Source organism: Prevotella sp. 20925_1_30 (assembly GCF_041433025.1).
Classification (GTDB): domain Bacteria; phylum Bacteroidota; class Bacteroidia; order Bacteroidales; family Bacteroidaceae; genus Prevotella; species Prevotella vespertina.
The window spans coordinates 1-14,325 of the sequence record NZ_JAPWAR010000038.1 but is presented as its reverse complement, the minus strand read 5'-3'; the positions used below and the strand labels follow the sequence as shown (position 1 = coordinate 14,325).

The window sequence follows — 14,325 nt, the reverse complement described above, 5'->3', positions numbered from 1 at the left end:
ATCTTTTCATTGCGATGAATGTCAAATACATCGTTAAGCCATAGGATTTCCTTAGGACTGCAACCTCGCCATACTCTAATGATACGAAATTTCAAGGCATCATCCTTGTATTGCTGTTTGCTTTGCCATAAGAAAAAATTACCGACCAAAGAAACAAAACAGAGGACAGACACTGCCACCACGGTAGTAAAGACTTTCGATGACTTGATGTCAAAACAGTGTCTATGGATGTGCTCTTGTTGCTTTGGCTGTTCTTTCTGTTCCTGCCACTCGTGCAACATGGTTAGGACGTTTGCCACCAATTTGTCAATGGACTTAGCTTCCTCGTCTTTGATGCACACTTGCACACCAATGTACTCGTTGAGCACATCTTTTGTTCGCTGCTCATACTGTTTGAGCAATTCTTGTTCTTTCTGCTCATCACTTTGTGCTGGTGTAGATTGAATAGGGAGGGAAACAGAACCATTCTCCTTTTCTTTCAACTCCTTTAGCTCCCTGTAAATTATCTCCAGTTTGTTTTTGATTTCCTCAAAGAGGACAAATGTATTATTATCAGCCATAGTTATAAATGTATTTTACGTTTTTTCTTTTTCTTCTTTTTATCGAGTGTGTTGTAAACCTCCGCAGGGACAGTACCATGAGTTTGAAACAAATCCAATCCTCCTTCTATGAGGTTGTTGGTAATTTCGCTCGTAACACTAGCAACATTGGATATGAGGTTTATCATTCCCTGTGTTTGCTGTTCGTGTTCCCTGTTATTCTGTTGCAGAGCAAAGTCTATCTTGGAATAACTGAACCCCCTATCCACTTTTGAGCCATTGAAATGATAACTGTTCTTTTCAAAGATAATTCCCTGCACCTCCTGTGAGTTGCCTTTATACTTAAAACGGACACCAATATCCTGCTTTTCCAAACGACTAAGGAGAGTTGTCCAATCCCTGCACCGAGCTATTTCTGCTTTCAACGCCTGATAGATTTCATACTTGGTCTTGTCGGGTTCTTTCAGACGGTATTCCTTGACGTTCTCCTTGCTACCAGCGAAGTACAAACCATATTTGGCGGTCAGTTCCTTGCAGATCTTCTCACTTCTGAATCTATCGTTACGGTCAGAGATAGTCTTGCCGTTGTTATCTATTCGGTTGAAAGCGATATGAATGTGCGGATGTTCCTTGTCGAAGTGGCGACCGATAATGTACTGTGTATCTTTTATCCCCATCTTCTCCATATACTCACGAGCCATTTGTACCATGAACTCGTTGCTTAATCTGGAAGAATCCTGCACAGAGAAACTCAGAGAGATATGTCCGACAACTTTTCTCACTCTTGGATTCAGTTCCGTTTGGTCAATAAAGCTCTGAACAATATGGTTGATACTATCTGTCCTCACTCCAGAACTATCAATGAGTTCTGTTCCTTTCTTCGGGTCAAGGATGTAATTAATAACACCCTTGAAGCCCGAACCTTTCATAATTTTGGCTATCATCTTCGTATCAGATTTAATATTTCATCTATCTTGCTAATGATGATTTTATGGAAAGGAGCAATGGTATGAAATCCTTCTGCATTGGCACGATGTGCCAACTGATTGAGATTATTTGCCATGCCGCACAGCTTACGGATGAAGTCTGCTTGCTCTATGGTCAGTCGTTCAATGACATTTCCTTTATCAAGAACTTTTCTTACAAACTCACTTATGGTTACTCCTGCACTCTTGGCTTTGCCTTTGAGCGTATAGTAATCCTGTGTATTCAGTTTCACCGTGATACGGTATTTCTTCTTTTCGGCTACGCCCTTGTTTGGACGACCTCCTTTTTTATATTCTGTTTTTATCATACTTTTTTATTTGATTTGATGGAGACCAGCGGGATAATCCTCTGCAACGACTGTCAGGAGGTGGAGCAAGTGGTTTTGGTATGCCCAAAACATAAACTTGCTCCCCCGAAAAAATAGATGATGCAAAACTATTCCTGTAATCATAGCTTAATCCCTTTGATTTTCTTATTTTCTGCTTTCTCTGAATGCTTGAATTCAGCACATAAATAATCGTTTAGATCCTTGAAATCACTATACAAAGAAGATGATTCTAAGACTGAACTACCCAATTCTTCCGATAATTGTTTATAAGCATTTCTTCCTGCTTCGTCATTATCCAAAAAGCATTGAACATTCTTATAGTGTGATAATGATTCTAATGCCTTGTGGACATTTGACACAGAGTTGAGTACCAGATAATCTTGTCGTTTTAGTCCGTCATTCTCTTTTCTTCGGAGCATCATAAATGAAAGGAAGTCTATGAACCCCTCAAAGACAAAACACGATTGCTTTGATTCCTCATTATGAAATAGACTGATGTCTTTTGGCGTGATACCTCCTTTGAAAAACGGGTTACGTATTTCGTAGCCACCTGCAATATTTGGAAAGCCAATACCAAAGTAATGTTTGCCCCTTGTATCAAAGTGCAGTTCCTTACATACAGTTCTTGCTATTTCAATGTCTATACATCTTTCCCCAAGATATTTGATAAGTGCAGGATGGGCTATGGAAAGTACCTGAAGATTTTCAAAGGAGTTCTGCGGTGTGTTCGGCTTGGCTATAGGCAGACTTACCGATATACAGCTTGGTGCATTACGCTCTATCTGATGAATGAGATACGACACATCTGAAGAGTTGTAGAGCAATTCTGCAAGGTCAATGATGTTACCACCTCTGCCAATACCGAAATCGTACCATAGATTAAGTTCGGTGTTTACCTTAAACGATGCGTGTTTCTCCGTTCTAAGTGGTGATAAGTACATGAGGTTCACACCACACTGTTTTACGGGTTTGCAGTCTATTGTTGCAAGAAAGTCCTGCAACTTTATCTTTTTTATTTGGTCAATATTCATAATTATATGGAAGTTAAAGTGATGAAAAATTTGATGATTTGATGAATTTAATTTTATCTATATGGTTATCAGATAGTTGAGAACTCATCATGCCCTCATCATACTATTCTTCAAAATAGAATTGCTGACGAAAAGAAGAATATCATCCTTTTCTTTTTTCATCAGCAGAATATCCACGATGAATAAAAGATGAGAACGTAAACGACTTGTACTGAAAGCTTTATATAATCTATTCATCATTTCATCAAAATAATGGGTATAATGTTTTTATAAACTCTTGAGTTGCTCCTTGGTGATTGTATAAAACCTTCCTGTCCTTCGAATAGGAGAGTAATATTGCAGGGTGTTGTAACTAAGTTGATACGTAGTGTAGGTCAGCGTATTGGACACAGGTGTGAGCTTCCAGATATCCTGTACAACTCTCCTTATCTGCCCCTTGTCATACCTACATTGTGTGTTACTTAAAAGAGGCATCATATCATTGATACAGAAAGAGACTTCCTCGACATTGTTTGTTTCCATGATGTCAAGACACAACTCTGACATTTCTAGTTCCAGCTTGTTTCTGTTATTACGGATAATGCGTTGCAAGGCTGGTGTAAAAGTCAGCTTGGGTGCAAACCACATACGGCTTTCCTTTTGGGTAGACAACGTGCGATGCTGGAGAAAATAAAGAAAGGCAGGTATCTCAACTTTCAACTTCTGAAGGAAGTCAGTATCGTCACTTTCCAAACGATTTATCTTCCTAACCCAATATCGGGTTTCTCCCATATCTATAATGATAGGGAGTAACTCGTTATTGGAACACAGCACAAACTTGGCAAAGAAGGAGATTTCATCTCGATCTTTACCCTTTGCTTCCACTTTATAGGAAAGTGTTGTACTAAGATTTTTCAATCGTTCACTATCCTCCCTGCGGTTGAGCAATACCTCATCCACCACAATAAGTAGTTTACCTGCCCAGTCTGCGTTAAACTGACTGCGAAAATCCTCGTTGGTATTGAACGTTACATTGTTTTGGAAAACAGCTTTGAGAAAGTTAAGGAACGTACTCTTACCTGTATTGCGTTCTTCTGATACCATCAAGAGAATGGGGAGTTTCTGCACGGGTTGGAGATAAAGCAATTGCAAGTAATCCATGCCCAGCTCGTATTGTTCCCCGAAGATGTGTCTTATCAGGGATTTAACGTGCTGAAACTCTCCTTCTTTTGGTTGGTGTCCTATTGGCTCGTAGAGATTCAGGAATTTATCAACCACAGGCTGATAATCCACATGGTTAGGGACTGTGCAGAATCCATCGTACTTTGGGACAGTGGCAATAAAGTCCTTGCCATAGTCCTGCCGTAGCGTTTCGTTGTTCCACACGATACGCTTCTTGAAAAAACCACCATTAATGCGAGGTTGGTTCACAATCTTATACAAGGTTGTGCCAACACGAATGAAATTCTCGTTTTCCATAGCCTTACTTCTACATTAAAGGTTTGCTACCCATAATATATCTCTGTGCTTCTTGGGCTATTTGCGCAGAAGTCTTGATAGGATTCTGACGCAGCCATGCTTCGAGTTCTGCTTTCTCAAAATAAAGCATCTTACCTTGTGGCTTATAATGAGGAATCAGATTGCTCGATGTGAGCTTGTAGAGATAACTCTTTGAGAGGTTAAGAAACTTGCTTGCTTCATCAAAGCTAAGCACATTTTTGTTTGTAAAGAGAAGTTGTTCGAGTTCGTAAACTCGTTCCTCTATGGTCTTTTCCATATTTTTTATTTGTTTGGTAAAACGATAGAGGGTGCGCACCCTCGTTGCTGTTAACGAGGGCAAAATTAAAAACGATAAAAAGAACTGGCATTGAGCAATGTTTGACGTATCAACCTATGCTCACTCTTTTTTCAGTTGTTTGATGTATTTATCTATGATTTCCCATCCTTTCGGCTGCTTCATGTTGATTTGATCTGTTGCAGTGGAAAGGTCTGTTCGTGTTAATGGTGTATCTTTGGTTTTTCCCAATATGAGTTTACTGCGTGCAATGGTAGACTGCCATTCATTAGTAACGTATCCCCGAAGATTAAGACTTTGCATGAGATACGCAAGTAGTCGGTTATTGTTTGATTTTAGTACTCCTTTCAGATTACAATCAAATAAATTTTTAGTAATCTTTGGTGAAACACTGGTCGTAAAAAGTTTAACATCATTGATGCAATCAGTTAGTATTTCAATCTGTTCTTCCGAAAAATCAGATTTGAAAGGATTAATTTCATTACCAACAATCACAGGTTTTTCTTTTGGCTGGCTTGGATCGATGTCATCATAGACAATTGTAGAATGGCGTTGAAAAGAATTCTTGATTTCGCTTATTTCTATCTTTTCAATCTCATATTTTAGATAATTTGCATAACGTTCATAAAGAATTGCATCAATGAGCGATGAAAACATCGGAAGTTCTTCATCGTACAAAGTGTGATTCTCAATATACTTACTATAATCAAACGTAGTCAAATCAAAGCTATAATACTTTCCCTTTTGCTCTTTATTCAATGAATCATAGAAAGTGCTATCCCATAAGAAATTATTTTCTTTATAAGATTCTTCTACACACGAAAGGGCTGGGTACTTCATGTATATAGAGGATAGATTATCAGTAATTTGCAAAAACTCATTCTGCAACATTTCTTTAAGAAGTATTAAGCTTATACATTCTTTTTTTCTCATGACATTTCCAATGAGAATATTGAAAGTTTGCATAACGCAGTGGTCCACGAAACTTTGTATCTTGGTTAGTTGTATTTCAAGTCTATTATCTTCCATATAATTTTTTAATATAAGGTAAGTACATTTGCAAAGGTAACACATCACCAGCAGATAATAGCAATAATTGGAAGGAAATAGAATAAAAGGAAATGATTATCGTTAATTAAATCTAAATAAACTATGTAGAATACAGTCTTAGTACACGTTTCTTATACTTCTGCTACAAAGTACACTTTTAGTACATGTTGAAAAAGAAAAATCCCTTGTAAATCAGCGATTTACAAGGGATTTGTAGTACCCAGACCCGGGCTCGAACCGGGATGGGTTGCCCCACTGGTGTTTGAGACCAGCGCGTCTACCTATTCCGCCATCTGGGCTTGGCTTGCTGTTTAAGAACAACGAGTGCAAAGGTAGATAGATTTTCTGAATGTGACAAATTTTTGAGTGATTATTTCAAGACAGGGGCATGATTAATTAGAGTTTAGGGTATTTAACACTGAAAGATTTGGTAGAATAAGATATAAAAGGTAACTTTGGAGAAAAGACATAAACAGGTTAGCTTAAACAAATTATGACTACGACACAGAACAACTATTGTGTAATACTAGCTGGAGGGAGGGGTCGTCGCCTATGGCCAAGCAGTCGGAACAATTATCCAAAACAGTTTATTGATTTCTTCGGTGTGGGTCGCACACAGCTTCAACAGACCTTCGATCGCTTCTCTCAGATTCTTCCAAAAGAGAATATATACATCAATACTAGCCGAGATTACCTTGACATCGTACGTGAACAACTCCCTGAAGTATCCCTTGACCACATCATGGCAGAACCTATACACCGTAATACGGCACCAAGTGTAGCATGGGCAGTACACCGCATATCAATGTTTGATCCACGTGCAAACCTCATCGTATCTCCTTCCGATCAGAGTATCATCAATGAAGAAGCATTCCTTCGTGATATCACTGAGGGCTTATTATTCATAGAAAAGAACGATGCCTTACTCACGATGGGAGTAAGTCCAACGCGCCCAGAACCAGGTTATGGATATATTCAGAAAGGCGTTTATACTGGTCAGAACGATATCTATAAGGTACAAGCCTTTACTGAGAAACCTGACAGAGAGTTTGCTAAAATGTTCATGACAACTAAGGAGTGGTATTGGAATACAGGCTTATTTCTTGCTAACATACACTATCTTTGGCAATGCTTTACGAACTTTCTTCCATCCGTCATACGCAGTGAGGAACAAACAAGAGAGATAATGAGTATTGAGGAAGAAGATGCCTTTATGCAAGAGAATTTCTCGCTTTATCCGAATATATCACTAGACTATGGTCTACTTGAGAAATCAAATAACACCTATGTAAAGAAGTGTCATTTCGGATGGGCTGATATAGGTACGTGGCACGGAATCTATGAGACAATGAGCAAGAAGGAAGGCGATAACGTCATTATAGACTCCGATGTCATCTTAGAAAACTCAGCCAATAACGTTATCAAATTACCGAAAGACAAATTAGCTGTCATCAATGGGCTCGATGGTTATATAGTAGCAGAAAAGGACAACGTATTATTTATCTGTAAGAAAGAAGACTCCTCTGCACTTGTGAGGAAATATGTCAATGAAGTACAGATGATTAAAGGAGACAAATTTATCTAACCTCTCTCTCCTATCCATCTCATATTCCGTCTGACAATACGTAACACCAATTATAAAACAAGAACGAGGACATATACCTTATTATATATGTCCTCGTTTTTGTTATCTACTAACAAACAAGACTCTATTTGTCTAACTCCTGGAACGCTTTAAATATCTTTGCAGCTATTTCCTGTTGCTCTTCAGCCTCAACTTTTACATGATGTTTGAAATCAACATCAGCCTCACTATTCATTGGCAATAGGTGGATATGAGCGTGATTAACTTCTAACCCCAACACTACTTGTGCCACCTTCTTACAAGGAAAGACCTCCTTTATAGCACGGGCAACCTTTTTTGCAAAGACTTCAAAGGCTGCCAAATCCTCATCACTCATATCGAAGATATAATCAATCTCCTTACGAGGAACCACCAAAGTGTGTCCCTTCGTTACAGGATCAATATCCAAGAAAGCATAGAACTGATCATTCTCTGCACATTTGTAACTAGGAATCTCACCTGCTGCTATTTTACTAAATATTGTCATAAAAAGCCTCCTTACCTACTAAACATCAATTGAAATCTTATCTATACGCAACTTGATTGTTCCTCGAGGGATTGTTATCTCAACCTCATCCCCTACCTTCTTATTCAACAAGCCCTGCGCAATAGGTGTCTTTATTGATATCTTGTTTTGCTTTAAATTAGCCTCCGTTTCACTTACGATAGTGTACTTCATCTTAGCCTTAGTCTTAACGTTTGTCATCTCAACTGTGGACATAATCTGTACAGCCTCAGTGCTTAAACGTGACACATCGACGATCTTTGCCTGCGCAACTGTCATCTTCATCTCTGCAATACGAGCCTCTAAGTGGCGCTGAGCCTCCTTTGCTGCATCGTATTCAGAGTTCTCACTCAAGTCACCCTTATCAGCAGCTTCAGCAATAGCAGCCGATGCCTTAGGGCGTTCAACAGACTCTAAATACTGCAAATCGGCTACGAGTTTATCGTAACCTTCCTGTGACATATAAGCCATAATATCTCTTTTTAAATAATTAATACGTTTTTCAATAGACATAAAAAACATAGAATTCCAACATAACTTACCAATGTCGGAATCCCATATCCTCAAATGTCTTAATCTTTATATTCTGCTGCAAAGATAGCTCTTAAATATGAGATAGCAAAGTTTTAGAGGTTAAAAATACTTTTAAAAACACATCTCTATATTGCTGCTAACCAATGATTACTATTAATCTAACACATTTGTAGGTATAAAAGAGGAGTCTTTATTACAATTTGAAGATATATAATAAATTTCACTTGATATATATCAATAAATCAAACAAGACGTAAAAAAGACAATAAAAAACTTGCATGTATAAAGAATACTACCTATCTTTGCATCGTGTTTTTCATAGTATTAGATTTAAGGTTAACAAAGGTTGGACTACAGCGGTAGTCCTTTTTTTATGTCCTTAAGTCTCATCTAGCCAAGAAATAGAGACTAATACGCTTATAATTAGGAGTGTTGCGGCACATAAACAAAGACTTTTACCCATACTGATTGAGTCTTTATCCTGTCTTGCAAGAAGCATATCTCAATCATACAAACGAGTATCTAAGACAGATATTATTACTTTTTAAATTAGAGGGAACGCCCTTCTCCATTCAAAAAGAGCATTTTCTTGACGTGAGAAGAGGCTCTCTTCTTATGAAAGAAAGCCTCTCTTTATCAATAGACCAATAATATATGAATCAGAAACAACAGCTTATACAAAACAAAAATGCTTCGAATCCCACTTTATATGTGGGTTCGAAGCATCATTATTAATCGTCTTAAGAAACGCTAGTTATCTATTACGAATCATGTTCAAGAAGTATTCATGCACGTGTGTATCTGCATCTAACTCAGGGTGAAAAGCTGTCACCAGCTGGTTACCTTGTCGTGCAGCTACAATCCTATCATCCACCTTTGCCAATACTTCCACAGCCTCTGTAGCTTCTTTTATATAAGGAGCTCGAATAAAGGTCATCGGTATCTTACCTTCAATCCCCACAAATGTAGACTCCACTCTAAAGCTACCTAGCTGCCTTCCATAGGCATTGCGTGCTGTAGTTATTTGCATTGTACCCAATCGAGGAGGTGCAGGAGCAGTTTCACTATTGCCCTCCACGTCACGAGAAAGGAGTATCAAGCCCGCACAAGTGCCAAAGACTGGTAAGCCATTCTCTATTTCTTCACGAATAGGCAACAATAAACCTAATTCATCCAAGAGCTTTCCTTGCGTCGTACTCTCGCCTCCTGGGATAATCAAAGCATCTTTCTCCTGTAACCAATCCTGCTTTTGACGCACTTCAAAGCAGTCTACTCCTAACTTGCAGAGTATCATCTCATGTTCAAGGAATGCCCCTTGCAAAGCAAGAACAGCTATTCTCATTGTCCACGTTCAGCCATGAGCACCTCTATCTCATGCTCGTTGATACCCACCATAGCCTCACCTAAGTCTTCAGATAACGCTGCCAAAGCCTTCGGGTCATTATAGTTTGTAACGGCTTTCACTATGGCTGCGGCACGCTTAGCAGGGTCTCCACTCTTAAAGATACCCGACCCTACGAATACACCTTCAGCACCCAGTTGCATCATCAAAGCGGCATCGGCAGGTGTTGCCACACCACCAGCTGCGAAGTTAACCACTGGTAGTTTGCCATGCTCATGCACGTATTTCACCAAGTCATAAGGCACCTGCAACTGCTTAGCAGCCTCATATAACTCATCCTCACGCTTGCTTACCAGTTCACGAATCTGGCTCTGCATCAGTCTCATGTGACTTACAGCTTGCACTACATCACCCGTTCCAGGCTCCCCTTTCGTTCGAATCATTGTAGCGCCTTCAGCGATTCGGCGCAATGCTTCTCCTAAGTTACGAGCACCGCAGACAAACGGTACATCAAACTGGTTCTTATCGATATGATAGATGTTATCAGCAGGTGACAACACCTCACTCTCATCGATATAATCAATCTCAATTGCTTGCAGGATCTGAGCTTCAGCAATGTGTCCAATGCGGCACTTAGCCATCACAGGGATAGTAACTGCTTGCTGAATACCCTTGATCATCTTAGGGTCACTCATACGTGAAACACCACCTGCTGCACGAATGTCAGCGGGTATTCGCTCTAAAGCCATTACTGCACAAGCACCCGCAGCTTCGGCTATTCGCGCCTGTTCAGGTGTAGTTACATCCATGATAACACCGCCCTTTAACATCTGAGCGAGATTACGATTTAATTCTTGTCTATTAGTCATATTGATTTGATATTAATGTTTTCTCCATTCCGTCGGAGCCTGTCCCATCTGCTTCTTAAAGAACTTTGAGAACTGAGCTTGCGAACTAAAGCCAAAGTCATAGGCTATTTCTTGGATAGTTGATTGCGTTGTACGCAACTGACAGGACAATGCCTCTGCCAGCGTGTGATCGATGATACTCTTCGGCGACTTGCCTGATATGCGATGAGCCACTTGTGAGAGATAACGTGGCGAAACGTTCAGGCAGTCTGCATAAAAGGCTACATCACGGTTTGTTCGATAGTGCTTCTGTACTGCTTCTAAGAACTCGTTGTACAGCTGACTACTGCGCCCACTTAGGTCGCTCTTGCGTGCAACGAGTGTTCGGATGTATTCCTTTGCATGCTTTATAGCATCTTCCATCGTTTCATCTTGGCTTAGATAAACCGCAAGAGCCGATGAGAAACTATTTGAAAGACCATGCTGTAACACTTCATCCAGAACTAATGAGCGTACACCTTGTTTATTAGCACTTATTGAAGCTGTCGTTTCTGAATCCTGTAATGAGGTACAATTAAAAATGCGTTCGGCATCACTTTCACGCAGTATGACCACAGAACAAAGAGGCAATAAGCGGTGACGAATCTGCATAATAACGTCATCTGTCATCAGTCGGTCACCATTGCTTGCCGTCACAATAGGGTCATAAATAATGTGATGAGGTCTGTATTTCGATAGAGCTTCTACAATGACAGCAAGCGTATCGGTTGTTCTTATCATACCAATCTTCACCGTATCGGGCTGCATATCATTGATGATTGCTTCAATCTGACCCTTTACAATATCATCAGGAAGATCATAGAAAGCCTGAATACCCACAGTATTCTGCACCGTAATTGACGTGACTGCAGACACGGCATAACCACCCAATGCGGCTATCGTTCTGATGTCAGCTTGCACACCAGAGCCTCCCGTACTATCCGAACCAGTTATTGTGAGTATTGTCTTCAATGGTCTTTTAATTATATTTTGACTACAAAGTAAAGGGAAAATATCCATTCCTGCAAGACTTGTTCCTATATTGACAAGAAAAACTAAAGTTATGACCTCTTTTGTTACTCATACCTCTTATTATTAAAGCACACTACCGAATGAGACTAAAAGAATCTAGGAACTATTAGGGAGGTAATGGTTGATAACAATAGAGAAGAATACCTACAAACAGGTATTGCGTCGTTAACAATAAACAACTAAATTTGTCGCAGATTTACAAACTCATATACTATAATGAATAAAATCTTAATATTTTTGATTGCTTTGATGTGCTCGCTCGCATCAATGGCACAAGGAACCGATGCCATGTTATTCGGTGACGTAAAGGCAAAAGAGGGTGGACAACATCTTCCACATGCCACAATCAGAGTGAAAGGTACAAACCTTAAGACTCAATGTGATGGTACAGGACACTTCAAACTAAGTAACTTACCACTCGGAAAACAAACTATCATCGCCACACTGGATGGTTATCAATCCCAGGAGAAGGAGGTAGTAATGACCGAGAACAAAGGTACTGATGTTTATTTCGAGCTTGAGAAAGACCCATTGGAACTTAGTCAAGTGGTGGTAACAGGTACTCGCACAAGTCATTTTATTAAGGATGTACCTATCAGAACAGAAGTTCTTACATCTCAAGCTCTCACTAAGAAGAACGCACAAAACCTCTATGAAGCTCTAGAAGGTGTACCAGGAATCCGCGTAGAACAGCAATGTCAGTTCTGTAACTTCTCTGAGGTACGTATGCAAGGGCTTGGTGCAGAGCATACACAGGTGCTTATTGATGGTGAACCAATATACTCTGGACTTGCAGGAGTATATGGTCTTCAGCAGATGGGAACGAATGATATTGACCGACTTGAGGTTGTAAAGGGCGCAGGCTCTGCCTTGTATGGAAGTAGTGCAGTAGCTGGTGCCATCAATATCATCTCTAAGGAACCAACCTTCGAGCCTACCATCAATGGTGATATACAATTCGGTAACTATGGCTTTAAGGGCTATAAAGGCTCTGGCTCTATGCGTTACAACAACATTGGTATCAGCGTCTTTGCACAGAGAGCGGAGATGGATGCTATCGATGAGACGCAAGACGGACTTACTCGTAAGGAGGTGAAGCATAAGGATGGGGTATCTGATCGTGTAAACGAAACGATGAATAACCTTGGTTTCAACCTCTACTTCTATCAGCCATTTGCAAAGAATGATAAGCTTGTGTTGCGTGGTAAGGCTATAGACGAGCATCGATTCGGTGGAGTTATGACCAATAATCAATATTTAAACCCCTATACTGATCAGACAGAGGACATCCGCACGAATCGACTCTCTGCTGATTTGACTTATAACCTACCACTGGGTGCGCATTCAGAGTTGAATCTTTCAACCGCATACGTATACCACAAGCGCAATGCAACGAATGATACTTTCCTCCATGACTACATGGATTCGCACAAAGATCCAGCACATCCAGATGAGGACGGAGCTACTCCTCCTGTAGAGATGATGCGCCCTTACATTGCTAAGGAGCACACGGTAACTCCTTCGCTCACCTTCACTTCTATCTTAGATAAGCATACATTACTTGCAGGAGTGCAGGCTTACTTCACTCGCTTACGTGAGACTGGTTTGTATGTAATCTCTGCTGAAGACGAAAAGACAAGTCCTTATTATGGCGTACCATACACTTCTATCGGCAAAAAGCACGCTAACGAGGTTGGTTTCTTCGTACAGGATGAATGGAACGTAACACCTAAGTTGACCGTTGTTCCTGGTATTCGCCTCGACTCTCACAGCTCTGGTGAAGAGTATGCTACCAGTGTGAAGGTATCAGATAGCGCTTTCCCATCAACGAAGTTCAGCAAGACAACCATCAATCCACGCATTGCTGTGAAGTATGAAGTTACCCCATCGCTCATCCTTCGTGCGAATATTGGAACAGGATTCCGTGCTCCTTATGGTTTCTCAGAGGATCTCCACCTATGCAGTGGTTCACCACGTGTATGGAAGTCATCTAACTTGAAAGGCGAACGTGCCATCAGTTATAACCTTTCGGCAGACTATTATAGCAAGCAGTATCAGTTCAGTATAAACCTATTCCGCACCAACCTAAAGGATAAGATACAATTCTCTCCTGCCGACGATGAGGTTAAGAAGTTTGGATACTCGTATCAATGGGAGAATGTAGATGATGCTTACGTACAGGGAATAGAGCTTGGTGCAAAGGCAAGTATCGCTCGTAACCTCACAGCTGGCGTCAACTGGACATTCAATCAAGGTAAGTTTAAGCACGAACGTGCTGAGTGGTCTGACCCTAATGATGAGTCAGTAAAGGAGTTCCCACAGCGTCTTAAATACGCTAAAGAGAGTCGCAACATCTCTCGTTTCCCTGGTATGACAGGCGACTTCGATATCGACTACACTCCTGGCACATGGACTTTCTCTCTCACAGGATCATTACAAGGTAGCATGTACATCGACTATAACTCCGAAGACGCAGGTCAGAACTCTAAGATCAAGAAGACTTCTACATTCATGCTATTCAACTGTCGTGCTTCAAAACGATTAGGAATGTGTACCATCTATGCTGGTGCTAAGAACATCTTTAGCTATATCCAAGATGAGAAACATACGGATGATGCCGCCTTCATGTACGCCCCTGTCTATGGTGCAACATGGTATGTCGGTCTCAGTGTGAAGCTATAACTCTCTGATT

Annotated in this window: 14 protein-coding genes and 1 tRNA gene; 2 read left to right on the top strand and 13 right to left on the bottom strand. The window is 40.3% G+C overall.

Annotated elements, in window-relative coordinates; all coding sequences use genetic code 11:
* The 8 genes from O3603_RS11310 to O3603_RS11275 all read right to left on the bottom strand — a co-directional run.
* On the bottom strand, positions 1-560 hold a 560-nt coding region (locus tag O3603_RS11310), incomplete at its 3' end, for a hypothetical protein (RefSeq protein WP_371522904.1).
* Positions 561-562: 2 nt separating this feature from the next.
* Complete coding sequence (locus O3603_RS11305) at positions 563-1,483, bottom strand: relaxase/mobilization nuclease domain-containing protein (protein WP_371522902.1); 921 nt, start codon at positions 1,481-1,483, stop codon at positions 563-565.
* On the bottom strand, positions 1,480-1,833 hold the full coding sequence (gene mobC, locus O3603_RS11300; RefSeq protein ID WP_371522900.1) for a plasmid mobilization relaxosome protein MobC: 354 nt from the start codon (positions 1,831-1,833) through the stop codon (positions 1,480-1,482). Before mobC ends, O3603_RS11305 begins: the two co-directional genes overlap by 4 nt.
* Positions 1,834-1,973: 140 nt before the next feature.
* Positions 1,974-2,885: a toprim domain-containing protein gene (locus tag O3603_RS11295; RefSeq protein WP_371522898.1), complete on the bottom strand. Its 912-nt coding sequence runs from the start codon at positions 2,883-2,885 to the stop codon at positions 1,974-1,976.
* 267 nt (positions 2,886-3,152) lie between these two features.
* A complete protein-coding gene (locus tag O3603_RS11290; protein ID WP_371522896.1) occupies positions 3,153-4,343 on the bottom strand; it encodes a primase-helicase family protein in 1,191 nt (396 codons plus the stop codon).
* Between the two features lie 10 nt (positions 4,344-4,353).
* Positions 4,354-4,641 carry a helix-turn-helix domain-containing protein gene (locus O3603_RS11285; protein ID WP_371522894.1) on the bottom strand — a complete coding sequence of 96 codons (288 nt, stop codon included), beginning with the start codon at positions 4,639-4,641 and terminating at the stop codon, positions 4,354-4,356.
* 120 nt (positions 4,642-4,761) lie between these two features.
* The gene (locus tag O3603_RS11280; RefSeq protein ID WP_371522892.1) at positions 4,762-5,688 is read right to left on the bottom strand and encodes a hypothetical protein; all 927 of its coding nucleotides are present in this window, start codon (positions 5,686-5,688) and stop codon (positions 4,762-4,764) included.
* Positions 5,689-5,926: 238 nt separating this feature from the next.
* Positions 5,927-6,008: transfer RNA gene (locus tag O3603_RS11275), tRNA-Leu, on the bottom strand.
* Between the two features lie 194 nt (positions 6,009-6,202).
* Between O3603_RS11275 and O3603_RS11270 the strand changes: the two genes are divergently transcribed.
* Positions 6,203-7,294, top strand: a complete 1,092-nt coding sequence (locus tag O3603_RS11270) for a mannose-1-phosphate guanylyltransferase (RefSeq protein ID WP_371522890.1) — start codon at positions 6,203-6,205, stop codon at positions 7,292-7,294.
* A gap of 124 nt (positions 7,295-7,418) precedes the next feature.
* Here the strand turns inward: O3603_RS11270 and O3603_RS11265 are convergent, their stop codons facing one another.
* The 5 genes from O3603_RS11265 to O3603_RS11245 form a co-directional block, all read right to left on the bottom strand.
* On the bottom strand, positions 7,419-7,820 hold the full coding sequence (locus O3603_RS11265; protein WP_009433882.1) for an HIT family protein: 402 nt from the start codon (positions 7,818-7,820) through the stop codon (positions 7,419-7,421).
* An 18-nt stretch (positions 7,821-7,838) separates the two neighbouring features.
* Positions 7,839-8,309 carry a transcription elongation factor GreA gene (gene greA / locus O3603_RS11260; RefSeq protein ID WP_009434004.1) on the bottom strand — a complete coding sequence of 157 codons (471 nt, stop codon included), beginning with the start codon at positions 8,307-8,309 and terminating at the stop codon, positions 7,839-7,841.
* Positions 8,310-9,126: 817 nt separating this feature from the next.
* Positions 9,127-9,714, bottom strand: coding sequence for a pyridoxal 5'-phosphate synthase glutaminase subunit PdxT (pdxT, locus tag O3603_RS11255; RefSeq protein ID WP_371522888.1), 588 nt, complete (start codon positions 9,712-9,714; stop codon positions 9,127-9,129).
* On the bottom strand, positions 9,711-10,583 hold the full coding sequence (gene pdxS / locus O3603_RS11250) for a pyridoxal 5'-phosphate synthase lyase subunit PdxS (protein WP_009434012.1): 873 nt from the start codon (positions 10,581-10,583) through the stop codon (positions 9,711-9,713). The genes pdxT and pdxS overlap by 4 nt, the downstream gene beginning before the upstream one ends.
* Before the next feature lie 12 nt (positions 10,584-10,595).
* Complete coding sequence (locus O3603_RS11245) at positions 10,596-11,573, bottom strand: bifunctional hydroxymethylpyrimidine kinase/phosphomethylpyrimidine kinase (RefSeq protein ID WP_315088326.1); 978 nt, start codon at positions 11,571-11,573, stop codon at positions 10,596-10,598.
* A gap of 276 nt (positions 11,574-11,849) precedes the next feature.
* Between O3603_RS11245 and O3603_RS11240 the strand changes: the two genes are divergently transcribed.
* Positions 11,850-14,315, top strand: coding sequence for a TonB-dependent receptor domain-containing protein (locus tag O3603_RS11240; RefSeq protein ID WP_371522886.1), 2,466 nt, complete (start codon positions 11,850-11,852; stop codon positions 14,313-14,315).
* The last annotated feature ends 10 nt before the right edge of the window (positions 14,316-14,325 follow it).

Bases quoted from the DNA above. Each gene is read 5' to 3' on its own strand.
- O3603_RS11305 (WP_371522902.1), bottom strand. From the start codon at position 1,483: ATGATAGCCAAAATTATGAAAGGTTCGGGCTTCAAGGGTGTTATTAAT.
- mobC (WP_371522900.1), bottom strand. From the start codon at position 1,833: ATGATAAAAACAGAATATAAAAAAGGAGGTCGTCCAAACAAGGGCGTA.
- O3603_RS11295 (WP_371522898.1), bottom strand. From the start codon at position 2,885: ATGAATATTGACCAAATAAAAAAGATAAAGTTGCAGGACTTTCTTGCA.
- O3603_RS11290 (WP_371522896.1), bottom strand. From the start codon at position 4,343: ATGGAAAACGAGAATTTCATTCGTGTTGGCACAACCTTGTATAAGATT.
- O3603_RS11285 (WP_371522894.1), bottom strand. From the start codon at position 4,641: ATGGAAAAGACCATAGAGGAACGAGTTTACGAACTCGAACAACTTCTC.
- O3603_RS11280 (WP_371522892.1), bottom strand. From the start codon at position 5,688: ATGGAAGATAATAGACTTGAAATACAACTAACCAAGATACAAAGTTTC.
- O3603_RS11270 (WP_371522890.1), top strand. From the start codon at position 6,203: ATGACTACGACACAGAACAACTATTGTGTAATACTAGCTGGAGGGAGG.
- O3603_RS11265 (WP_009433882.1), bottom strand. From the start codon at position 7,820: ATGACAATATTTAGTAAAATAGCAGCAGGTGAGATTCCTAGTTACAAA.
- greA (WP_009434004.1), bottom strand. From the start codon at position 8,309: ATGGCTTATATGTCACAGGAAGGTTACGATAAACTCGTAGCCGATTTG.
- pdxT (WP_371522888.1), bottom strand. From the start codon at position 9,714: ATGAGAATAGCTGTTCTTGCTTTGCAAGGGGCATTCCTTGAACATGAG.
- pdxS (WP_009434012.1), bottom strand. From the start codon at position 10,583: ATGACTAATAGACAAGAATTAAATCGTAATCTCGCTCAGATGTTAAAG.
- O3603_RS11240 (WP_371522886.1), top strand. From the start codon at position 11,850: ATGAATAAAATCTTAATATTTTTGATTGCTTTGATGTGCTCGCTCGCA.